Source organism: Paenibacillus algorifonticola, assembly GCF_050481745.1.
Lineage (GTDB): Bacteria > Bacillota > Bacilli > Paenibacillales > Paenibacillaceae > Pristimantibacillus > Pristimantibacillus algorifonticola_A.
Genome location: NZ_JBCNGR010000036.1, coordinates 1 through 23,157 on the forward strand (window position 1 = coordinate 1; position 23,157 = coordinate 23,157).

Annotated in this window: 19 protein-coding genes and 1 tRNA gene; 18 read left to right on the top strand and 2 right to left on the bottom strand. The window is 48.8% G+C overall.

The window, feature by feature from the left end:
• Nucleotides 1–328 precede the first annotated feature (328 nt).
• Nucleotides 329–1,600 (top strand): MFS transporter, encoded by a 1,272-nt coding sequence (locus tag ABEW34_RS25325; protein ID WP_430162538.1) that lies wholly within the window; start codon nucleotides 329–331, stop codon nucleotides 1,598–1,600.
• 34 nt (nucleotides 1,601–1,634) lie between these two features.
• On the opposite strand, the gene ABEW34_RS25330 is transcribed toward ABEW34_RS25325, so the two are convergent.
• A complete protein-coding gene (locus ABEW34_RS25330) occupies nucleotides 1,635–2,411 on the bottom strand; it encodes a YheC/YheD family protein (protein ID WP_430162540.1) in 777 nt (258 codons plus the stop codon).
• A gap of 560 nt (nucleotides 2,412–2,971) precedes the next feature.
• On the opposite strand from ABEW34_RS25330, the gene ABEW34_RS25335 reads away from it, so the two are divergent.
• From ABEW34_RS25335 to ABEW34_RS25370, 8 genes are all read left to right on the top strand, one after another.
• The gene (locus ABEW34_RS25335) at nucleotides 2,972–3,991 is read left to right on the top strand and encodes a beta-ketoacyl-ACP synthase III (protein ID WP_430162542.1); all 1,020 of its coding nucleotides are present in this window, start codon (nucleotides 2,972–2,974) and stop codon (nucleotides 3,989–3,991) included.
• Nucleotides 3,981–5,192 (top strand): ATP-grasp domain-containing protein, encoded by a 1,212-nt coding sequence (locus tag ABEW34_RS25340; protein ID WP_430162544.1) that lies wholly within the window; start codon nucleotides 3,981–3,983, stop codon nucleotides 5,190–5,192. The genes ABEW34_RS25335 and ABEW34_RS25340 overlap by 11 nt, the downstream gene beginning before the upstream one ends.
• Nucleotides 5,193–5,208: 16 nt before the next feature.
• Entirely contained in the window at nucleotides 5,209–6,207 is a 999-nt protein-coding gene (locus ABEW34_RS25345; protein ID WP_430162546.1) for an NAD-dependent epimerase/dehydratase family protein, read from the top strand.
• The gene (locus ABEW34_RS25350) at nucleotides 6,204–7,049 is read left to right on the top strand and encodes an MBL fold metallo-hydrolase (RefSeq protein WP_430162548.1); all 846 of its coding nucleotides are present in this window, start codon (nucleotides 6,204–6,206) and stop codon (nucleotides 7,047–7,049) included. Before ABEW34_RS25345 ends, ABEW34_RS25350 begins: the two co-directional genes overlap by 4 nt.
• Entirely contained in the window at nucleotides 7,046–8,359 is a 1,314-nt protein-coding gene (locus ABEW34_RS25355) for a F390 synthetase-related protein (RefSeq protein WP_430162550.1), read from the top strand. Before ABEW34_RS25350 ends, ABEW34_RS25355 begins: the two co-directional genes overlap by 4 nt.
• A gap of 35 nt (nucleotides 8,360–8,394) precedes the next feature.
• Nucleotides 8,395–9,552 carry a GNAT family N-acetyltransferase gene (locus tag ABEW34_RS25360; RefSeq protein WP_430162552.1) on the top strand — a complete coding sequence of 386 codons (1,158 nt, stop codon included), beginning with the start codon at nucleotides 8,395–8,397 and terminating at the stop codon, nucleotides 9,550–9,552.
• 126 nt (nucleotides 9,553–9,678) lie between these two features.
• Nucleotides 9,679–10,692 carry an HD-GYP domain-containing protein gene (locus tag ABEW34_RS25365; protein ID WP_430162554.1) on the top strand — a complete coding sequence of 338 codons (1,014 nt, stop codon included), beginning with the start codon at nucleotides 9,679–9,681 and terminating at the stop codon, nucleotides 10,690–10,692.
• Nucleotides 10,693–10,754: 62 nt separating this feature from the next.
• A complete protein-coding gene (locus ABEW34_RS25370; RefSeq protein ID WP_430162556.1) occupies nucleotides 10,755–11,837 on the top strand; it encodes a GGDEF domain-containing protein in 1,083 nt (360 codons plus the stop codon).
• A 63-nt stretch (nucleotides 11,838–11,900) separates the two neighbouring features.
• On the opposite strand, the gene ABEW34_RS25375 is transcribed toward ABEW34_RS25370, so the two are convergent.
• Nucleotides 11,901–13,346, bottom strand: a complete 1,446-nt coding sequence (locus ABEW34_RS25375) for a PLP-dependent aminotransferase family protein (RefSeq protein ID WP_430162558.1) — start codon at nucleotides 13,344–13,346, stop codon at nucleotides 11,901–11,903.
• A gap of 142 nt (nucleotides 13,347–13,488) precedes the next feature.
• Here ABEW34_RS25375 and ABEW34_RS25380 point away from each other — a divergent pair, with 142 nt between their 5' ends.
• The 9 genes from ABEW34_RS25380 (at nucleotide 13,489) to ABEW34_RS25420 (ending at nucleotide 23,045) form a co-directional block, all read left to right on the top strand.
• Nucleotides 13,489–13,671: a nitrilase-related carbon-nitrogen hydrolase gene (locus ABEW34_RS25380; RefSeq protein WP_430162560.1), complete on the top strand. Its 183-nt coding sequence runs from the start codon at nucleotides 13,489–13,491 to the stop codon at nucleotides 13,669–13,671.
• Between the two features lie 38 nt (nucleotides 13,672–13,709).
• Complete coding sequence (locus tag ABEW34_RS25385; RefSeq protein ID WP_257790757.1) at nucleotides 13,710–13,844, top strand: hypothetical protein; 135 nt, start codon at nucleotides 13,710–13,712, stop codon at nucleotides 13,842–13,844.
• A 274-nt stretch (nucleotides 13,845–14,118) separates the two neighbouring features.
• Nucleotides 14,119–14,682, top strand: coding sequence for a nucleotidyltransferase family protein (locus tag ABEW34_RS25390; protein ID WP_430162562.1), 564 nt, complete (start codon nucleotides 14,119–14,121; stop codon nucleotides 14,680–14,682).
• A gap of 124 nt (nucleotides 14,683–14,806) precedes the next feature.
• Nucleotides 14,807–15,391, top strand: coding sequence for a TetR/AcrR family transcriptional regulator (locus ABEW34_RS25395; protein ID WP_430162564.1), 585 nt, complete (start codon nucleotides 14,807–14,809; stop codon nucleotides 15,389–15,391).
• A gap of 66 nt (nucleotides 15,392–15,457) precedes the next feature.
• A complete protein-coding gene (locus ABEW34_RS25400) occupies nucleotides 15,458–16,915 on the top strand; it encodes a DHA2 family efflux MFS transporter permease subunit (protein WP_430163187.1) in 1,458 nt (485 codons plus the stop codon).
• 112 nt (nucleotides 16,916–17,027) lie between these two features.
• Nucleotides 17,028–17,109 (top strand) — tRNA-Leu (locus tag ABEW34_RS25405).
• Between the two features lie 193 nt (nucleotides 17,110–17,302).
• A complete protein-coding gene (locus ABEW34_RS25410; RefSeq protein WP_430162565.1) occupies nucleotides 17,303–18,331 on the top strand; it encodes a LacI family DNA-binding transcriptional regulator in 1,029 nt (342 codons plus the stop codon).
• A gap of 275 nt (nucleotides 18,332–18,606) precedes the next feature.
• Nucleotides 18,607–20,019 (top strand): extracellular solute-binding protein, encoded by a 1,413-nt coding sequence (locus tag ABEW34_RS25415; protein ID WP_430162567.1) that lies wholly within the window; start codon nucleotides 18,607–18,609, stop codon nucleotides 20,017–20,019.
• 110 nt (nucleotides 20,020–20,129) lie between these two features.
• Nucleotides 20,130–23,045, top strand: coding sequence for an extracellular solute-binding protein (locus tag ABEW34_RS25420; protein ID WP_430162569.1), 2,916 nt, complete (start codon nucleotides 20,130–20,132; stop codon nucleotides 23,043–23,045).
• Nucleotides 23,046–23,157: the final 112 nt, after the last annotated feature.

Sequence of the window (23,157 nt, forward strand, 5' to 3'; positions counted from 1 at the left end):
CGCATCCAGTTTTCAATGTGTAATTCACATCGGAACGTTAGCTTTAAATAACAAGCCTGCCACTATTCATGTGGCAGGCTTGTTTATTTTTAAACGAAAACGAGTTTACCATTTGCCTAACTTTATACATAGCCGATATTGTATGAAAACACTCGTTAACGTTCAATAAATAGCTTAAACCCCCATGAAACGGGCGTACAACAGCATTTAAGGCTGTTTTCCAAACCGTTAACGCTTTCAGGCAACGTCTGATCGTCTGGCCCTTGTGCTAAAATGAACGGGAAAGATGAAGTTCATGTAAATAGAGAGAGGCAGGGACAGTATACATATGCGAACATGGCCGAGATTGGACTATTTTTTCAGCAGGGGAGCGACTATTCCACCTGAGAGAAGGCTAGGCAGGGAGGCCATTATCTCGATTGCCATTCATGGTTGTTTTCAATTTGGTGCATCCATGTCTGGATTGTTTCTTAATTTGTACTTGTGGCGGTTAACGCAGGATCTAACGGTAAATGCGCTCTACAACATTATTGTATTTATAATGACACCGATTACGTTTGCAGTTGGGGGCTGGATCGCAAAACGCAAAGACCGAATGGTGACTTACAGAATTGGCATCGTTTTAATAGCTGTCTTTTATTTAATGGTCGTTATTACTGGTGAGCAGGTTGTTAATTATTATGTTTTGTTCGCCATATGTAATGGTATTGCAGGGGGATTATATTGGACCGGATATTTAGTCATCCAATATGATGTTTCTACAGAGGCGAATCGGATTCGTTTTCTAGCGTTGAATATGATTGTGTTCAACACGGCGGGATTACTGGGCCCGGCACTGGCCGGATTTATTATTTCCCGTAATGAAGGGCTGCAGGGATATGTTACTATTTTTTTACTAGCCTTCGTTATGTTTGTTATAGCGGCTATTGTGAGCTTCCGGATTCCCATTGTGAAATCGCATCACCGTGCTTATTATTTAAAATTTATGGGGCTTGCGATGAATAAAAACAGGCGGTGGTTCAAGGCGCTCGTCAGCTTTTTTATACTTGGGCTTTTTCAAGGGATTATGTTGTTTTTACCGAATATTTTATTGTTTCAGACGGTGGGGCGTGAGGATCGGGTCGGTTACTTAGGTGTAGCCTTTTCAGCACTTACCGTCATAACGGGGTACGTCATATCTAGAAAAGCACAGAAGGAGCAAGTCCAGAAATATGTGCTATTTTCTACAACAGGAGTCGCCATAGGAGCTGCGTTGCTGCTAATTGAAGTTGATTTTTGGTCCGTGCTATTGTTTATGATTTTGTTCTCCATCTGCAATCCGCTTGCTGTCAATACATTGACCTCTTATTATTATCGGCTAATTGGCACGCTTCCTCTTAAAGGACAACTGCGTGTAGAATGCGTCGTTATGCGTGAGTTGTTTCTGAATGTCGGCAGAGTGGTGTCGATTGGCTGCTTGATCTTATTTGCTGGCGATGTGACGTCTGTCTGGCTGCCGGTCGTGCTGTTCGGGGCTGCACTCGCACAATATTTGCTATCTTTATTAATTAGCGAGAAGCAGCCCGATCATGCAAAATTATCTGAACGCGCAGGAGGCTAGACTGCATTTCAAGAACAGGCAATCGTAGGAAAAGCTAATCGTCTTTACGGCCATAGCTTCGGGCAAATCGCATAATCCGGTTGTAAGCGCGGCGATCAATCCATTTTAACGGACGAAATTGGGGATGATTGGAATTGACCTCCAGTATGAACAGATGCATGTTACGATCCAGGGCAAAATCGATACCCATTTCAAACATGCCCGCTTTATGCTTGCTGAGAACACGAGCTACTGTCAATGAGTGCTGAGTCAATCGGCTAATGAGCTCGGTGCCTTTGGCGTTTTCATATCCTTTGCGCTGCAGCAGCTTCCGCATCGTCCAAATTTCGCCGCCCTGATGATAGTTGGTGACGATTTTGCCTTTGGCGCCCACTTTAATAAGAAAACCGGTAAATGTCCATAGACCGCCCGGTTTTCGCTGCACCATGGCACGAATATCATAGGGACGATTATCAACCTGATCGAGGCTTATTGCTCGCTGAATAATAAGATGGGAAGGCGCTGCAGGCTTCAAATCATTATAAACGTCCGTTAGACTGTGTAAAAATTTGGAAATCTGTTTTTTGTTTTTTGTATAGAGCAGCTCGTAGCCATCGTTCATCGGCATAAGCTTATGCACACCAACGCCAAGCGAGCCGATATTTGGCTTAATATACAGCGCGTGATGGGCAGCAGCCATCATCTTCAGATTGGATAAGGTGAAGCTGGTGGTGCTTGGTATGAGCGATTTAGTTGAAGCATTATTTTGCAATAAACGGCATACCCTCAGCTTGCCGCGGATGGTCGCACTGCGATACGTTTTCGTATACATCGTTGTCACCTCGTAGCCAGTGTATGACAGCAGGAAACAACGTAATTGTACGGATAACTAGAATGTAAACGGAAAATAACGAAAATAAGCAAAAGCCCTCTATCGCTATGAATCAAGCGGTGGAGGGCTTTTGACTGAAGGAAGAAAAGTCCGATGTTTAATCTGATATAGGCTTAATGAGCGAGAGTTAAGCGATTAGCTCCAAATTTTTCTTCATAAGCATGAGCACATGGTTGCCAATCGTTGTGCAGAGCAGGGGGCAGGAAAAATATTTCCTCGGCAATATTTTTGAGCACGAACAGCTGCTCGCTCTTAAATTCGGTGATGCTTTCTTACTGGAACAAGAGTAGGCGGTCAGGTTGCTCCACCACGTAATAAATAGCATTTTCTAACTATGGCGAGCGACAGCTTAGGGATTTTACGGTGCAAGGCAATGCATAAATCAATCGAAAAGGGTACTATTAAAATTTGGTACTATGTCCAGCTATGCACCATCTAGTAAGATAAAGTAGCAATACACATTAAGATAGACAACAAGCTAATAGATGGCGGTGAGGGTTATGCATGCAAGAAACAAGCATAAGCAACAACGGAATGTACGCATATGGGGGACAGGCTCCTATTTGCCAACCCAAATGGTGACAGCTGAGCAGTTGGACAAAAAACTGAATAAGCCGCGAGGCTGGGTATATAAAAAATCAGGTGTGAAAGTCAGGCATTACGCAGCTGGCGAAGCAGCGTCTGTCATGGGCGCAAAGGCTGCCTTTGCCGCTTTGGAGGATGCAGGGCTTGAGCTTGACGATATGGACTGCATCATATGTGCTAATGCGATTCCCGAGCAGCTTATTCCATGCACGGCGTCGCTCATTCAAGATGAGATGTGGGCTGGCGAATCAGGCATTCCTTGCTTCGACATTAATACGACCTGCTTGTCGTTTCTAGCGGCGCTTGATATGGTGTCTTATATGATAGATGCGGGCAGATACGACACAGTGCTGCTCGTATCGCCGGAAATTGCATCAAGCGGCCTTAATGACAAGCATCCCGAAAGCGCGACTTTGTTCGGTGACGGGGCTGCAGCAGTAGTCATTGGCAGAAGTGGTGAAGGTGAAAGCTCAGCCATTATCGCTTCCCGTATGGAAACGTACGGATCGGGACGCGAGCTGTCGGAAATTCGCGGCGGCGGTTCAGGATTGCCATCCACACAGTATGGGTCGGCAAACGCGGAGCAATATTTGTTTGCGATGCAGGGCGAGGCGCTGTTTCGCAAAACGTCGAAGCTGCTGCCCGACTTTACCCGGCGGCTGTTTCAGGAGGCGAGCATCGAGATGTCCGAGCTGAAGCTCGTTGTTCCGCATCAAGGCAGCGCCCTTGCCATGCGGCTGCTTCAGAAAAAGCTGGGTATTGCGCCCGAGCAGTTCATGAATATTATTGAAAATCACGGGAATATGATTGCGGCTTCTCTACCGATGGGCATTCATCTGGCCATCCAGCAGGGCCGCTTGCAGCGTGGTGACCGCTTTGCGCTCATGGGCATTTCGGCGGGCATTTCGTTAGGCGGGATGATTATTGAATATTAAAACAGACCAAGAGCAGGAAATACGCACCGGGCGGCGCATCCTCATTACGGGAGGCAGGGCGCCAGCTGCGCTGGATTTAGCCCGTCAGCTGGCGGAGCAGGGGTATGAGGTTTATGCAGCGGACAGTATGGCGAGTCCGCTCATTCGTTTCTCAACCTGCATTAAGCGTTATGAGGTGCTTCCAGCGCCACGAGTGGACGAGGCGGCATTTGGCAAAGCGCTTGCGGCAATGGTAGAAAAGTACAGCATCGAGCTGCTTATTCCAATCTGCGAGGAAATTTATTATATTGCCAAGCTGCGCGGCAAGCTTGGACGCTGCATGGTTTTCACCGATGAAGCGGAAAGGCTCACTGCCCTGCACAGCAAATGGGCATTCATTGAGATGGTTCGGGAGGCGGGGCTTGCCGCCCCAGAGACGAAGCAGCTGCGTTCCTACACTGAGCTAAAACAGCTGCATAACCCCGCTTCAGAGCAAATATGGGTGCTGAAGCCGGTCTATTCCCGATTTGCAACGAAAGTGCATATATGGCATGCAAATGAGTCGCCGCCTCCTGCTGCGGAACTGCAGCTATCCGTTGATTCCCCTTGGGTAGCCCAAGCTTTCGTAGCAGGACAGGAATATTGCACGTATTCGATTGTAAAGGAAGGCAAGCTGCTTGCCTATTCCGATTACGCAGTCGACTTTACTGCTGGAAGGGGAGCCAGCACCTTCTTTAAGCCATGCCATCAGCCGCAGCTGCGGCAATGGGTGGAGACGTTCGCCGCGCATACGCAGTTTACAGGCCAAATCGCTTTTGATTTTATAATAGACGAAAGCGGCGCGGTATGGCCGCTTGAGTGCAATCCGCGAGCGACGAGCGGATTGCATCTGTTCGACAAGCGCGACCGGCTCGGCCGCGCCTTGTGGGGGACAGGCCAGTCCAGCAGCATCATTTTGCCGCAGCAATCGCGGGGCAAAATGATCGCGGCAGCGATGCTGGCCTATGGGCTCTCGCAGCAGCGGCGTCAGCGCGGGCTATGGCGCGGCTCTTGGCATTGGCTGGCGAGCATGGCAGGCGGCCGGGATGTTATTTTCAGCTGGAAGGACCCCGGTCCATTTCTGATGCAAGGTTATGTTTGGTTTGATTTATGGCGGCGGGCACGCAAAGCGGAGCAGCCGATTATTGCTTTTACAACTGCTGATATTGAATGGAATGGATGAGAAAGGAGGAGCGAGGATGAACATACTGGTAACAGGAGCTACCGGATTTTTAGGCGAAAATGCGGTCAAAAGGCTGCTGAAGGAAGGCCATTCGGTAACCGCTGCCGGGCGCAATCTAGAAACAGGGGTTCGGCTTGGCGAGGCAGGAGCGGCGTTTTTACAGCTGGATTTGGCTTCGAGTCAAATGAGCGAAGCCATTGCCGGGCATGACGCCGTGTTTCATTGCGGCGCCTTGTCTTCGCCTTGGGGCAAATATCGCGACTTCTATGCTTCCAATGTCATTGGCACGCGCAATGTCATACAAGGCTGCCTTAAACATAATGTCCAGCGGCTGGTGCATGTGTCAACGCCTTCGATCTATTTTGACTATCGCCACCGCTTTAATATTGCAGAGCATGAGCCGCTGCCGAAAGCAGCGGTCAATCATTATGCCGCGACGAAGCTGCTTGCCGAGCAAGAGGTTGATCGCGCATCTCGAGAGCAGGGGCTGCGCGTTGTGACGATCCGGCCGCGGGCGTTGTTCGGCCCTGGCGATAGGGCGATTTTTCCAAGGCTGCTGCGGGCAAATGACAAACGGTTTATTCCGATGTTCGGAAGCGGCCAGCCGCTTGTCGATATTACGTATGTGGATAATGTGACGGAAGCGCTCATGCGCTGTCTGTACGCCGATCCGATTGTGCTTGGACAGAAATATAATATTACGAATGGCGAGCCTGTGCAGCTGTGGGAAGCTATGGAGAGGCTGTTTGAAATGCTGAATAAACCGATCCGGACAAAAAAGATTGCATACCCCGCAGCATATAGTGCGGCCTCTTTGCTGGAGCTGGCGGCGAAGCTGCCGGGGCTTGCCAAAGAACCGCTGCTGACCCGTTATACGGTCGGCATTCTTGCGTTCAGCCAAACGCTTTCTATTGAGAAGGCGCAGCGGGAGCTGGGCTATCGGCCTCTGGTGAGTGTCGAGGAAGGACTTAGGCGGTTCGCGGCCTGGTGGAAAGAGCAGGAGGAGATGCGATGAAAACGACTTTTCATAATACGGGCTACTGCAAGCAGCTGGAGGCGCTGGCGATTAGCGGGGGGCGCTGGCGGCAGCAAGCCTTTCCAGGTATTTTTGCTATCATGGAACATCCTGTGCTGGGGCCGGTATTATTCGATACCGGCTATTCGCCGCGTTTTCTCGACGCGACGAAGCGGCTGCCTTATGCGCTTTATCGCTGGATGACACCCGTTACGCTTACTGGGGAGCGCTCGGCAGCGGAGCATGTGCAGGCGGCAGGCTATTCACCTCGCGAGGTCAAGCATATTATCGTCTCGCATTTCCATGCCGACCATGTTTGCGGCTTGCGAGACTTTCCCGAGGCGACTTTTATTTGCTCGAAGCCGGGGTATGAGGCTATCGAGCATCTTAACGGCTTTGCAGCGGTTAAAAAAGCTTTTTTGCCGGAACTGCTGCCGCCTGATTTCGCGAAGCGGACACGCTGGATCGAGCAGTCTAAGCAAGTGGAGCTGCCAGCGAAATACGCCCCTTTCCACAGCGGGTACGATTTATTTAATGATGGAAGCGTAACAGCTATCCGTTTGTCTGGCCATGCGGCCGAACAATTCGGAGTGCTGCTGCAGGGCGATACGGGGCAGGAACTGCTGCTCGGCGCCGACGCCAGCTGGTCGGAGGCGGCGGTGCGGGATAACCGCAGGCCTCATCCGCTAGCCTCCATTGTGTTCGACAATCGGGCAGAGTTTAAGGAGACATTCGACCGTCTCGTCGAGCTGAAACGCCGAAATCCGGAGCTGCAGCAAATTTTCACGCATTGCGAGGAAACGTGGAAACGCTGCACACCGTGGCAGGAGGTGGGAGCATGAGAGTGCTAAGGCTGCTGGTCTATTATGTGCTGACCCGGCTTCGCGCCCGGCGCTTTCGCAGCCGGAAGGCGCTGGAGGCTTGGCAGCACCGCAAAGTTGTGGCACTTGTTAAGCGGGTACGCAAGCAATCACCCTTTTTCCGAAGTTATTATCAAGGGCTGGATGCACAAAATTGGCGCAGCTTCCCGATGATCGATAAAGCGATGATGATGGATAATTTTGACCAGTTGAATACGGTGGGTATTACGAAGGAGGAAGCATTCCGAATCGCGCTGCGCGCCGAGCGGGAACGAGACTTCTCAGCGCAAATCGGCGATATTGCGGTCGGATTGTCGTCAGGCACGTCAGGCAGCCGCGGCTTGTTTCTGGTCAGTGCCAAGGAACGCGCAGCGTGGGCGGGAACGGTGCTGGCAAAGGCGCTGCCAGCTTCGCTGCTAGTACGGCAGCGAATCGCTTTTTTTCTGCGGGCGGACAGCCATTTATACCAAAGCGTGCGCTCCAAGCGGCTGCAATTTCGTTTTTACGACATGATTGATCCGGTAGCGGACAATGTGCGTTTGTTAAGCGAGCAGCAGCCAACGCTGTTGGTTGCACCGCCATCCATGCTGCGACTGCTCGCTGAAGCGCAGCTTGCCGGAGAGCTGTCCATTGCGCCGGGTAAAGTAATCTCGGTTGCAGAAGTGCTGGAGCCGCTGGACAAGCGGCTTATTGAGCAGGCTTTTGGCGTGCGCGTCGATCAAATTTATCAATGCACAGAAGGCTTCCTCGCTGCAACCTGCTCTCAGGGCACTCTGCATCTGAACGAGGATATACTCGTCATTGAGAAGGAATATGTGGACGAGGAGCAGCGTACCTTCTCGCCAATCATCACTGATTTTTCACGGGAAACCCAGCCTATCGTGCGATATCGGCTTAATGACTTGCTGACGGAGGCAAAGCAGCCTTGTGCTTGCGGCTCCAGCTTTACAGCAATTGCTTCTATTGAAGGCAGGACGGATGATTTATTTTATGGACGCGATGCGCAGACGCAGCGGCTGGTGCCGATTTTTCCCGATTTTATAAGGCGGGCGGTCATCATGACCTCGGAGCGCATTAAGGAATACAAGGTTGTACAGCAATCGGCTCGGCAGCTGGAAGTAGCCTTGCGTACAGATGGAGCGCAAGATGAGCTTCAGCCGGAGCTTGCCGCTGCACTGTCCAAGCTGTTTACTTCTCGCGGCTGCATGGCGCCGCTGATTGCATTTGTCCCTTATAAAACGAATGAAGGGCTGCGCAAGCTGCGGCGGGTGGAGCGAAGGTGGAAGGTTTAGAACGGAATATGGCAGGAAGGAAAGGATGGTCAGCTTTGCCCCTATCTAAGACGGTCGTTAAAGAGTTGAGCCTTACAGAATTAACAGAGCTTGACGCAACAAAAAAGGGGGAGAGAAATAAAGCGGCTGAATATTTGCTTCCTTTGATGCAACAGGGGGTGAATTTATTTATCCGCAACGTGCGCACGGAGCTGCGGCTGCTGCAAGCGGGCCAGGCTTGGCTGCCTATGACGGTTAATGAGCAGGAGTATGACAATTCCTACGTGTGCTCTCCCTATGGAACGTATGTCAAGTATGCGGAAGAGGAGCTTTATTTGTTGGAAAATCGGCTGCTGCGCTTCCTGTGCGGCTCCTTGCTTAAAGTGATTTCCCCGCTGCTGCGTCTGGCGCAAATCGACCGAAACGTCCATGTGAACAACTGGCTGCTTTCAACGAATTTGTATACCGAGATAAGCGCGGATGAGCTGGAGGGTGCCAGGCAGACGTTAATAGCAAGCTATCCAAAGCATGCGATTATTTATCGTTCGCTCAACAAGCGCACGAATGGGGAGCTGATGGAGCAATTGCTGCGCCAGGGCTATGTGCTGGTGCCGAGCCGGCAGGTTTATTTTTTCAATGGCGCCATTCCGCTGTACTTGAAGAAAAAAAATACGAAGTGGGATCGCAAGCTGCTCGCCCAGTCTGACTATCGTATCATACCGCATGCTGAGCTCGGCGAACCGGAATATGAGCGTATTGCAGAGCTGTATGACCTGCTGTATGTAGGCAAATATTCGGCGCTCAATCCCCAGTTTACCGCTGCATATATTCGCCACTGCCATCAGAAAGGTCTGCTGGAAATGACCGGACTCCGCGATAAGCAAGGGGTTTTGCAAGGCGTGATGGGCTGCTTTATTCATGGCGAGGTCATATCGGTACCGCTGGTCGGCTACAATACGGCGCTCCCCCAGTATAAAGGCCTCTACCGGATGCTGATGCACTTGGCGATGCAGACTGCAGCGGACCGGGGACAGCTGCTGCATCTCAGCTCTGGCGCGGCTGATTTTAAGCGCATTCGCGGGGCGGAAGCGGAAATGGAATATAGCGCGGTTTACATCAGGCATCTTTCGGCAGGTCGGAGAGCGGTATGGGGCGGTCTTAGCAAGCTTTTATTGGCGGCCGGCGTTCCGCTTATGAGAAAATATAAGTTGTAAGAAGAAAAATTTCGCTGTATGAGGAGATCATACAATAAAATTCAAAAAAGTTTCAAACCTGTAAAGTATAATGGAAGAGTACGTATAAATACATATTCTTCATTTGAGAGCGCAGGTGTTTTGAAGATGGACAACGGCAATCAATTGTTTTTGGGAAAGCAGCTGGCTCAGGATTTATTTAATCATAACGGGGTGCTGGTTGCTCCTGCCCATACCGTATTGGATCAGGAACAGCTGGACTTAATTTATCGTCATGCGATTGAACTGGAAGAAAGAGATATTAAGCGGGACAAGGGGAAATCGCAGGCACAGGGAAAAATGGACGGCTGTACACTGTATATGGCAGAGCTTTTCGAGCAAATTCGTTACGCGAAGCAAATTCCAGTGCTGCAGATTCGGGAAAAGATCATACCTTCTATTAACGAGCTGTCGGAGCTTCCTGATTTTTATGAATTGCTGGGTGCTCTGCAATCCAAAGATGATTATTCTTACCGCCATAATATAGGGGTAGGTGTATTATCTACCTTAATTGGAAAATGGTTGGATATGGATGAGCGCGATCTCATGCAGCTTACGATGGCGGCCACGCTCCACGATATCGGCAAAACGAAAATTTCTAATGAAATTTTGAATAAACCGGCATTGCTTGATCCAAAAGAGTTTGATCTGATGAAAAAGCATACGATATTTGGCTATGAGATGCTTAAAGAAACCGTTGGTATTAATCATATCCAAGCTTTGGTAGCGCTTCAACATCATGAACGGCAAGATGGCAGCGGTTACCCGCTCGGCTTGCGCTCGGAGCAAATCGCCCCACTTAGCAAAATCGTAGCGGTAGCTGATGTTTTTCATGCGATGACCTCAGATCGGCCCTATCGCAGGGCACTGCCTTTCTATGAGACGCTTATTCAAATGAACAACAATATTTTTGGCGAGTTTGATCCGCAAATCAGCAAGTTGTTTATGGACAAAATGATGCAGTCGATGCTAGGGCATCAAGTGCTGCTCACCAACAATGAAATTGGCTCCATCGTATTGATCAATCCGCAAAATGCGCTTAGACCGTTAGTAAAAATGAATGACAACTTTATTGATTTAAGCAGAGATACGAGTTTGCATATTCTCAAAGTTGCACCTTAAGGCAAGCCGCATGCTATTTTTGTGGAAAACGCCGTTGCAGCAAGGCAGGTAAAGGACATCTTATGACAATAATAACGATTTTATCCGTTACATTCACATTGTTTTTTTTCAGCAAGCAGCTCGTAAATGCTTTGCTTCATATGGACTTATTGCGTTTTGACGTTAGAAAGAGGCTCATGTTTGGCGTGGTATATGGGGTTTGCGGCATCTTGATTATGTTTTTTGGAGTGCCTGTATCCGATCACGGCATTATTGATTTTAGATATTTCTTTATTATTATCGCTGCCTATTATGGTGGTCTACATGCGTCTATATTGGCATCTGTTCTTATAGCAGGGGGACGGGCATTGTTGTTTGGCGGACTGAATGAGGCGGCCATTACTGCTGGAGCTTTCATTCTCTTGCTTGGAGTGCTTTCAGGCATCATTTTTGCATACAAGCGCTTTGGTGGGTACTGGGCAAAATGGATGGTTTCATTGCTGGTGCTAATGGCATTGCTTTATGGAAATTCTTGGTTTACATATGGATTGGTATGGTCAAGCTCACGGTATAAATTCCTGTTTCCACCGATGCTTGCCAGCGGCCTTATCGTCGCTTATTGCGTACGTTATTTAACGCAGCGCGATGAGCTGTTCCAGCAGAAGGATCAGGAAGCGACAACGGATTTTCTTACTCAGCTGGCCAATGTCAGAGCATTCGATGCGGCGTTTAACCGCTTGTTTATTCAGGCAGAGAGTGGAAAGGAGCCGCTTGCTCTCCTGTTTCTGGATATTGATTATTTTAAAAAAATAAATGATACCTACGGCCATCCCGCCGGAGATGCTGTTTTGCGCGAGCTTGCTGCTATTGTAAGGCGCACGGTTAGGGCAGAGGATGTAGCCTCGCGCTATGGCGGTGAGGAATTTTCCATTTTGCTGCCTAATTGTTCACCGTCCGGCGCATATGCTTTGGCGGAAAATTTACGCAGCAAAATTGAGAATTGCCAAATTGCCGTTAATGACAAGCAAACGGTAGGTGTGACCGTCTCGATCGGCATTGCCTGCTATCCGGAGGTTGAGCAGGAGTTTCTAATTGATTATGCCGATCAGGCCTTGTATCAGGCTAAGCTCTCTGGCAGAAACAAGACGATATTGTGGCGCTCTTGAAGCGCATGGTTTCATGCTTACCGTCTTGTAGTATGCTTGCTTTATGGCGCCAGTCTTATGGCTTCAACTTTTCGAAGCCAAGCTGGCGCGCAGTGCGGCTGCTAATCGTTCGATTCCTATTTCCATTTGCGCGGGCTCCGGCCGGGCATAGCTTAGACGAATGAAGCCTTCCTCCGAGCCATATACACTGCCAGGAACAAACACAAGCCCCCTCTGAATACTTTCTTCCAGCAGGCGATGATCACTGATGTTCTCCTTGGATTTACACCATAGATTAAGCCCTCCTGGGTGCGCGGTAAATGCAATTTTTTCTGAAAAATAATGCTCCAACGCACCGATCATTCGCTGCTGCTTGGCCTCAAGCGCCTTTCGCAGCATTTGCAAATGCCGAGGAAATTCGTTTGAAGCGAGCAGGCGGCCAGCCAGCCACTGAGGCAAAATGCTAGGGCCAAAGTCCATTTGCTGCCGGGCATCGGCGAGGCGGCTCACGACCGTTTGCGGTGCGACCAGCCAGCCGATTCGCAGGCCCGATGCAGCGATTTTGGATAATGAGCCAATATAGAGCACGATATCCTCCTTGTCCAGCGCTTTTAGTGATGGCAAAGCCTGATTGTGAAAGGAAGTCAGACTGAACGGGTCGTCCTCTACAATCGGAATACGCAGCTCGGCAGCAATGGCTAATACGCGCTGCCTTTTTTCCATGCTCAAAGAAGTACCTGTCGGATTTTGATAGTTCGGATTGAGAAAAAGCATGCGAATGCGATGCTCGCGATACAATCGCGCAATATCATCTGGATCAATGCCGTCATGATGAACCGGAAGACGGCAAATACGCAGTCCCGCAGATTGAAACATCGGCAGAGAATAGCAGTAGGAGGGATCTTCGATCGCAACGGCATCTCCTGGGGCAAGCAAACATTGCGTTATTAAATAGAGCGATTGCTGCGAGCCGGAAGTAACGAGAATAGAAGCTTCAGGAGCAGCAATTCCCTGTTTCCGTAAAAAAGCGCTTAGCTCCACCCGCAGCTGCGGATTGCCCTGTGGATGATCATAGCCGAGCGGCTCCGTGAATGGCTGCTCCTGCATAATGGACTGGAGCAGTCCGCTCGGAAACAGCGGCTCCGCCAGCTCGCCGCTCGCCATGTCAATCATTTGGCCATGGTGGTGCATGGATGAACGAATACGCCTCATAAAGGGCAAATTAGGCAGGAAGCTGCCTCCTTCTGCATATTGCCGCCAATTCGGCGTATGCGAAGGGGATATCCCCCATTTACTGCGGCTCACGGTAGTTCCGCTCCCTACTTTGCTTTCCACTAAGCCGGCTGAGCGCAGCTCGGCATACGCCTGTACAATCGTGCTGCGATTAACGCCTAATTGCTCCGCCAGTTTGCGTTCGGAGGGAAGCGGGCTGCCTGGCGGATATTCGCCGGAGGCAATGCTGCGTTCCAGCAGCTCGGCAATTTGCAAGTAAACTGGTGTTTTTAATGTTCGATCCAGCTTCCACGTCATACGTACACCCCGTTCATTATCACTTTGTCTAATGGGATTATCCATTCATTATAGTACATTTCGGCGAATTGGATGGTCATTTTAGTCGATAAATGGATGGTTACATGATCAGCCAATCCAATTATGATAATTAATAAGAGAGGTGGCTGCGCCTAGTTTATTGGAGTCGGCGTTCAAGCAAATAGCTGTCTATGCCGGCGAAGCAAGCAGACAAGGTGTCAAGCTGCTGATGTTTCCAGAAGTATTTATCTTCGGTTACCCGCGCGGCCTGACGTTTGGGAATCGCTCCACGCAGTATAATATGTTTTTTAAGAGCACATTGTAAGGGGAAAGGGCGGCTATACAGCAGAAGGGAGCAGTATAATGGACGTACCAGTTGGCGTATGGATTTCAGCGGTTGTTATCGTTGGCATTTTAGCATGGATAACTTTTTGGATTACGAACAAGGCTTACTCCAGAAAATGGGATGAAAATGACGAAGACAAGCTGAAAAATTAAAGCAGTGCAGCGAAAGCTTCAGCAGAACATGGTTACCTATATTTCAAGTTTTTCGAACGCTTTGCCGGGTTGTAATCAGCCTGGCAAGGCGTTTTTTTGCATTTATGAAATATAGGAAAGGATAGCATTGCGCGATACCTTCTCTATATTTCCCGGATTGAAACGCGCCGCGCCGCAAAAAACTGCCACAGCCGTTTCAACTTGTAAAAGCTCTTCCCAATAAGCGGTTTTTCGGTTAATATGAGAATATATGTTCGATATTGGGGGCGGATTGATGAATCAGGAGTCATACATGATGGATATCATTGGGGGAGACGATTGGATGATGGACATCTTGCATACGGTAAGGGGGCTCGATTTGCCGGACTGGTGGGTATGCGCCGGGTTTGTGCGATCTAAATTGTGGGATGTGCTGCATGATTTTAAGAAGCGGACGCCGCTTGCGGATGTGGATGTTATTTATTACGATGCCGCTTCTCTAAGTGAGCATATCGAGAAGCAGTTGGAGCAGCAACTGCGGAGTTTGAGACCTGAAATTCCTTGGTCAGTGAAAAATCAAGCGAGAATGCATGTCGTCAGCGGCTTGCCACCGTATTCCTGCTCAGTGGATGCGATTTCCAAATTTCCTGAAACGGCGACCTCGCTTGGCGTGGCACTGGATGCGAACGGCCAGCTTCAGCTAGCGGCACCATGGGGAGTAGCTGATGTCCTTCAAGCTGTGCTTCGGCCTACAGCTTATTATGAGCAGGGGACGGATAAGCACTGCGTATACGAACAAAGAATTGTTAAGAAAAATTGGCAGGCGACATGGTCAATGGTTCATAAGGCAGAGCAGTAGGAGAAATGACAACATTATATCTTAACAAAAATTAGTGCTGTAATTACGAGTTTACGCATTGACAGCCCGCTTTTTTTCACGTTTAATTAAATAGACCGTTCTCTATAATTAAGGTGGTGAAAAGGTGGCTTCAAAGCCGAATGCCCGCCAGCAGATCATAGATACAGCAATGAAGCTGTTTTGTGTGCAAGGGTATCATGCAACGGGGTTAAATCAAATTATTAAGGAAAGCTCCTGCCCGAAGGGATCCTTGTATTACTATTTCCCTGAAGGCAAGGAGGAACTGGCGGTTGAATGTATCTCAACGATTAAGAATTCTGTGCTGGAAAAATGGCGGATAAATTTTGAGCAGAATTCTAATCCAGTAGCAGCTATTCAGGCCCATATTTCCGACATCATTCAAGATGGGAAGCAATCGCAGTTTAGAGGATTTATACCGTTCAGCTTCTGGATGGCTGCTGAGACATGCTTGATCAGCGAAAGACTGAGATCAGCTTGCCAAGTCGTTTTTATTGAATGGCAGCAGTATATTGCCCAGCAGCTCGTTAACAATGGCACGAATGACAGCAGCGCTGCTGAAATAAGCAATGTTATTCTTTCCTTAGTGGAAGGTGCGTTTATTTTGGCCATCACTCATGGAGATGAGAAGCCGCTCGTCCATATTTCGCGTCTCGTGCCGTCAATTGTTAATGGTGGCCCAGCAAGCTAGAACAACAGGTTACAGCAAAATGAATTTTTAATTCGCAGGAGGATGACATAAGTGCAAGCAGGAACGATGCAAGAGACTTCAACTTCACCTAATAAGACTTACAAAGTAATGCCAATTATGATTTCGCTATTGCTTAGCGGATTCATCGGTTTTTTTAGCGAAACGGCGCTAAATGTAGCATTGACTGATTTGATGAGAGATTTGAGCGTCAACGAGGCAACGGTACAATGGCTTACGACTATATTTTTGCTGACGCTGGGAGTACTGGTTCCGGTATCAGGCATGCTGCTGCAATGGTTTACAACACGGCAATTATTTGTATGGTCATTGATTTTTTCTATTATAGGAACGTTTGTAGCGGCTATTGCACCGAATTTTGAAACGCTGCTTATTGCGCGTGTGCTTCAAGCAACAGGCACAGGGCTGCTGCTGCCGCTATTATTTAATACCATTCTCGTCATTATCCCGATTGAGAAGCGTGGCGCAGCGATGGGGATTATCGGACTCATTATGATGTTCGCACCAGCAACGGGGCCGACTTTTGCAGGCATTTTGATTGCGAACTTAAGCTGGCACTGGATTTTCTGGGTGTCCTTGCCGTTTTTGATTATTTCATTATTTGTAGGCCTTGTCTATTTGCAAAATGTTTCTACCTTGACTAGGCCGCGTATCGACATATTGTCGATTTGCTTGTCTACCCTTGGCTTTGGCGGTGTCGTATACGGCTTTAGCAGCGCTGGAGAAGGCGAGCATGGATGGGGAAGTGCGAAAGTAATTATAGCGATGACCGTAGGTATCGTTGCACTCATTTTATTTGTTATCCGTCAGCTCAAGATGAAAGAGCCTATGATTAATTTGACGACGTTTAAATACCCAATGTTTACAATCGGTTTGGTTATGGTGTTTATTTGCATGATGGTTATTTTGTCTTCCATGCTCATATTGCCTATGTATTTGCAGCGCGGCCTAATGATGAGTCCGTTGACCGTGGGACTGCTTCTTCTTCCAGGAGGGCTTATTAATGGCTTCCTGTCTCCTGTAATGGGAGGACTGTTCGATAAATATGGACCGAAATGGCTCGTACTTCCGGGTCTGCTCGTTGTAGCGGTTGTACTATGGTTTTTCTCTGATATTTCTACCGCGTCGACTACTGCGCTGATCATTGTGCTGCATTCCCTGCTAATGATTGGGATTTCGATGATTATGATGCCTGCACAAACGAATGGTTTGAATCAGCTTCCGCCTGAGCTGTATCCGCATGGAACAGCGATTATGAACACCTTGCAGCAGGTTGCGGGTGCCATTGGTACAGCGCTGGCAGTGAGTATCATGACAGCAGGAATGGAGAAATTCCTAAAGACAGCAGAAGGAAATCCAGAATCGCCAGCCAACTTGGTTAGCGGCTTGACCGCTGGTGTGCAAAATGCTTTTGTATTTGCGATGGTGCTTGCCCTTATTGGGCTTGCAATTGCTTTCTTCATTAAGCGAGTGAAGGTGACGGCAGCAGGTAAACAAGGAGCCTAATATCGGCTCTAAATAGAAGTGCCAATTATTTTTTTAAAACTTTTTTGAAAAATGCTTGCGTGATGCGATGTTTTCTGATATATTATATTTATTCGCTGTTAGCGAACATCGCGCGCGTGTGGCGGAATTGGCAGACGCACTAGACTTAGGATCTAGCGTTTCACGACGTGGGGGTTCAAGTCCCTCCACGCGCATTATGAATGGAAGAGTAAGGGCTGTTTCAAGTAGTTTTTAACTACTGGGAAACAGTCCTTTTCTTTTATGTTTTTTTTATTTGTTATCCGTCCCTTTTTTCTCTATAAGCTCCAAGCGATGTCATCCATTACATAACATGTCCGATTTTGCTATAATGGGACGATACTTGATAGCAGAAAGGAAGCGTTGGGCTTGAAACAGGTCACCATATATGATATTGCTAAAGAGGCCAAAGTATCGGTTGCCACCGTATCCAGGGTATTGAACGATACCGCCCCGGTAAAGGGATCTACACGAGCCAAGATTGAAGAGCTTATTCAAAAATACAACTTTCAGCCTAACGCAATGGCTAGAAGCTTACTAAAAAAAGAAACCGGCATTATTGGTGTCATTGTACCTGATCTGACCAATCCCTTTTTCCCGGAAGTATTCGCTGGTGCGGAGGAAGAGGCGCAGCACTCGGGACATACCTTTCTGCTTAGCAATTCTATCGGAGATTACGTTAAGGAATCGGAATATCTTAGCATTATGCGGGAGAAGCGTGTGGATGGTGTTATTTTTTTGGGGGGCAGGATTAATTTAAAGAACTGTGATGAGCATTTGGTGCAGGAGCTCGTGCAGCATGCAAGCGTTATTCCGACTGTGCTTGTTAACGGTGGGCTGCGCAACACGAAGTTGATTAGAGTTGCTACCGACGAATCGGTAGGCACAGCTCTCGCAGTCAGGCACCTGATTGAGCTGGGCCATACTGAAATCGGCTTTATTGGCGGGGAAAGCCATATGACGACAACCTCAATTAAGCTGCGCGCCTTCCGAAAGACGATGAAGGACGAGGGGCTGGAGATTCGGGACAATTGGCTGCTGCCGGACAGCTTTTCCATCGATTCGGGCAAGCGACAAATGCTGAAGCTGCTCGAAATGGGAGAGAGGCCGACCGCTGTTTTTTGCGTCAACGATTATACCGCCATCGGGGCAATCAAGGCGGCGACGGAGGCTGGACTGACGATTCCAACGGATATGTCCGTTGTCGGATTTGATGATATTCCTCTGGCGCATCATTTTATCCCTGAGCTCACTACCGTTTCCCAGCAGGCGCATGAGCTTGGGCGAATGGCGGTACAAGTGCTTAAAGCGATTATGAAGAAAGAAAAGGTCAAGCAGCTTACTTCTTTGGCGCCACAGCTTATTGTCCGTCAAAGTACAGGAGCCCGGAGTCTCTAAGAAGAGGATCCGTTTGAAGTAGAAGGCTCATATGGAGAGCCTTTCTCATATGATACAAGAAAGTCCTAAAAGAGCGGCAAGCCACATATTTCGGGCTTGCCGCTCTTTTTTTAGGTCTAATGGAATGTACGGGGTCGCGCTTACTTTTACCATGCCATATATGGATAATATAAACTTTAATGTTGACCATAGTAAGCAAGCGAGCTATACTGAAATGGGTTTCATGAAAGCCTTTACATTTAATTAATCATCTATCAAGGGGAGCGTGCTGAACAGTGAAACAGATAAAAAGGTTGAAGTCGATGTTGCTTCTTTTATTACCAGCTGTATTGTTGATTCTATCTGCTTGCAGTGGCAACAATACAGGAAATACAATAGCCACTGAGTCGCCTGACGCAACGGCAACACCAACGGAGGAAACGTCTGCGCCTACTGAGGAGCCTGAGCCTCCAGCCGCTGATTTGGGCGGCAGAGAAATTCGCATCTCGCATTGGTGGGATGCTTCCCCTAACGGAGATTCAGAAGCGGATGAATTGGCACGAGAAAGAATCAAAAAAGTGGAAGAAAAATATAACGTGAAAATCAAATACTTAAATACGGAATATTGGTCGACGACAGAGAAGCTATCTTCTTCTGTGATGTCCAACGATCCTTTCGCTGAAATTGTTAGGCTGCCTGACGGCTTCATATGGGGCCTTATGCAAGGGGGATTTTTGACGCCCTTGGAGGATTACCTCACCGATACGCGGATTGCGCCGGACGTCGTTGAATCGATGCGCTTTGGCGGCGACCATGTATACGGATTAGAAAGCTGGTATAACCCGAATGACACGGGGGTGTATTATAACAAAAGAATTTTCAAGGAGGCGGGCTTAAAGGATCCGCAGCAGCTAATGGACGAGGACAACTGGAATTGGACGACGATGCTGGATGCCGCGAAGAAGCTGACTGTAGACAATAATGGAGATGGAAAAGCTGACCAATACGGCCTTGCAGGCGCCCATTATGTTTTCTCGGAGCTGCTGATCGCCAGCAACGGCGGCATTATATACGACGAGGCGACCAAAAAGGTAGCTTTTGATTCACCCGAATCTATGGAAGCGCTTAACTTCCTTTATGGCCTGTATAACGAGCATAAAGTTGTGAAGAAAAATGAAGGTAACGACTGGGAGGACCCGGCGAAATATTTTGCAGAAGGCACGATTGCCATGTATCCGGGCGGCTTGTGGGAAATCGAGGGTCGCCTCCAGGATAAAATGAAGGATGAATGGGGATACGTTTACCTTCCTAAGGGGCCACAGGCGGACACCTATCTTGATCCGCTTGGTCAAACGGCCGCTTACGTTATCCCTAAAGGAGTTAAGGATGCAGATGTTATTGTGAAAATCTGGGAGGAGCTACAGGATTTCGATAACTGGCAGGAAAATCGCAGGCTATGGCAAGAAAATGTGCTGCCGGATGAAAGCTCTATCGCTAATGCCATGAATGACGCTGGAAAAGTACAGCGTGTGTTCGGTGGACGCTTCGGGGGGCTTGGTATTAAGGATCAGCTCGACTCTGTAACCGGGAAATTCGTCAAAGGTGAAATTACGCCGGCAACAGGCGTCGCCCAAGTCATTGGGCCTGCGCAAGCGGCTGCTGAAAAAGTGCTTAGAGGCGAGCAAGACAAGAAAGACGACAAAAAGTAAATGCCGAAAGCTTTGCCCATAAAAAAGCGCTCTGCCCGGCTTTCCAATTGGGAAAACCGGGCGGTTGCCGTCAAACAAAATTTCGCCAGTTTATCAAAGGGGGAAATGAGGTGGAAATCGTATTTACCAGAAAAACGGCCGCTAGGATCATGGTTATCGCTATGCTGATTTCGATATTGGTTTTCCCTATATCTCAGTCCGGCGCAGCGAGTGTTCAAGCTGACTCAACGACAGCAGCCGATCCAAACGGCGACCAGCGCTTTTCGACAAATGAATCGGAAAACAGCTACGGCCATTACTTGCAGCGCTACAAGGATGAAGAACGGCCTCAAGAGGAGATTGTCATTCAAGGGGCGGATTATACAAGCGCAAACGAAATGGAACCTGAGATCATGCATGAGCTCGGCGGCGTATCGGGCGACTTCGTCAAGACGGGAGAAAGCGGCTCCATGGAGTGGGAGCTTGAGGTGCCGAAATCCGGCTTGTATCATATCGCCATTCGCTATTTTCCGATCGAAGGAAAAAGCTCGGCAATCGAAAGGGAGCTGTTGATCGACGGCAAGCTGCCGTTTGCCAGCGCCAGAAATTTGACCTTTCACCGCATATGGAAAAATGAGAGCGATCAGATTTTGCAGGATAACCGGGAAAATGAGCTGCGGCCGCGCCAGATAGAATCGCCGATGTGGCAGGAGTCGCTGCTTCGAGATACAGAAGGATACTACGAGGAGCCGTACGTCTTTTATTTTTCGGCTGGCAAGCACACGTTGACGCTGGTATCTTCCAGAGAGCCGATGGCAATCGATTATTTAAAAGTGTATCCATATGATGAGCCTTCGCCTTATGAAGAGGTAGAGCGGGGCTACAAGTCCAAGGGCTATGCGGAGACTAGTGGACAATTAATTAAAATTCAAGGTGAAAATGCTGCCTACAAATCGTCTCCGACCTTATATCCGATTTCGGACCGTTCAAGCCCGTCTACCGAGCCTTATGACGTATCGAAGCTTAAAATGAATACGATTGGCGGCAACAACTGGCGGGTGCCGGGCCAATGGATCGCATGGGACATCGAAGTGCCAGAGGACGGACTATACCGGATTGCGATCAAGAACAGGCAAGAATTGCTGCGGGGTATTTATTCTACGCGCTCGCTTTGGATTGACGGCGTCATTCCGTTTCAAGAAATGACGCAAATTCCATTTTATTATGATTCGGACTGGCAGATGAATGTGCTGGGCAACGAGGAAAAGCCTTATTTATTTTATATGACGAAGGGGAAGCATGAGCTGAAGCTGGAGGTGAGCTTAGGGGCAATGGCGCCTTTGATACGCCAAGTAGAAGCAAGCTTGCTTGACATCAATGCCATGTATCGCAAAATCCTGATGATTACCGGCAATGTGCCGGATCCTTATAGGGATTATCAACTAGATAAACAAATACCCGATATGGTCGGCGTGTTTCAGAAGCAAAGCGACATTTTGTATGCCGTATCAAAGGAGCTAGTTCGCCTGACAGGCGAGAAGAGCGACAAGACGGCTATATTGGATAAAACCGCCTATCAATTAGCAGATTTGGCTCAAAAACCGGAAACGGTCCAGAAGCGGCTGTCCCAATTCAAAATTAATGTTGGCAGCGTCGGCGCCTGGATTCTGCAAGTGAGAGAGCAGCCGCTCGAAATCGATTACCTCGCTTTGGCTTCGGCTGATGTAGAGCTGCCCGGAGCCAATGCTTCCGCTTCAAAAAAAATCGTTCATGAGGTATCTTCCTTCTTTCATTCCTTCTTTGAAGATTACGATACGATCGGAAGCATGGCGAAGGATGAGCAATCGATAACGGTATGGATTGGAACCGGCCGCGATCAGGCACAAGTGCTGAAGGCGATGATTGACGATACCTTTACGCCGCTTACTGGTGTTGGAGTCAACCTTAAGCTGGTCAATCAGGATGTGCTGCTGCGTGCGTCTCTGGCAGGTGAGGGACCCGATGTAGCGATGCAGGTTGGCAACGATGTGCCGGTTAATTTCGGCATGCGGAACGCAGCGGAGGATTTGTCGCAATTTTCAGGCTATAGGGCGGTCGTGCAGCAGTTCAGGGACAGCGCGCTTGTCCCTTACCGATTTGAGGACCAGGTGTTTGCTTTGCCTGAGCAGCAAATTTTCAATATGCTTTTTTACCGGAAGGATATACTCGAGGAGCTGAAGCTTGAGCCGCCGCAAACGTGGGATGATGTATACGCAATGATTCCGGTTTTGCAAAAGCATCATATGGATTTCGCGCTGCCGATTGCCCAGACGACGGGTGTTCCTGTAATGGAGGCGAATCGTGCGTTTGCCATGCTTTTATACCAGCTGGACGGCTCCTTCTATTTGAACAATGGAGCCAAAAGCGGACTGGATACAGAGGTAGGACTAGCTGCATTCAAAAAATGGACCGACTTCTATACGAGCTACAAGCTGCCGCTCATCTTTGATTTTCCGATGCGCTTTCGAACGGGTGAAATGCCGGTAGGCATACAGGATTACACCTTTTACAACTATTTGAGCGTATCTGCACCAGAAATTAAGGGCTTGTGGGAGTTCGTTCCTGTTCCAGGCACCGTGCAGCAGGACGGTTCCATTCGCCGGGATGTGGCTAGCAGCGGGACAGCCGCTATCATGCTCAAGCAGGCTAAAAACAAGGACGCAGCTTGGGAGTTTATGAAATGGTGGGTGGGTAAGGATGCCCAGGTTCGCTTCGGCAGAGAGATGGAGGGGCTGATGGGCGCTGCTGCACGTTATCCGACTGCCAATATTGAAGCGCTCAAGGAGCTGCCTTGGCCAGCGCGCAATTATCGCAGCCTGGAAGAACAATGGCAATGGGTACAGGGTGTGCCGGAGGTTCCGGGCGGCTATTTCACAGGTAGGCACTTGGACAATGCTTTGCGTGAAGTGATTAACAACGGCACGAATACAGCCGACTCCTTATACGATTATGTTCAAGAAATCGACTATGAAATTACTCAGAAAAGAAGCGAGTTTCATTTGGAATGAGGGGACTTAAGGAGGGACTCTTTTGCAGAAAACGAAAATCGCGGCTGAGATTATACGCCAGCCGAAGGGCCGCCTTGCTGGGCCGCAGCGGAAATGGGAGCTGTTCGTTAAG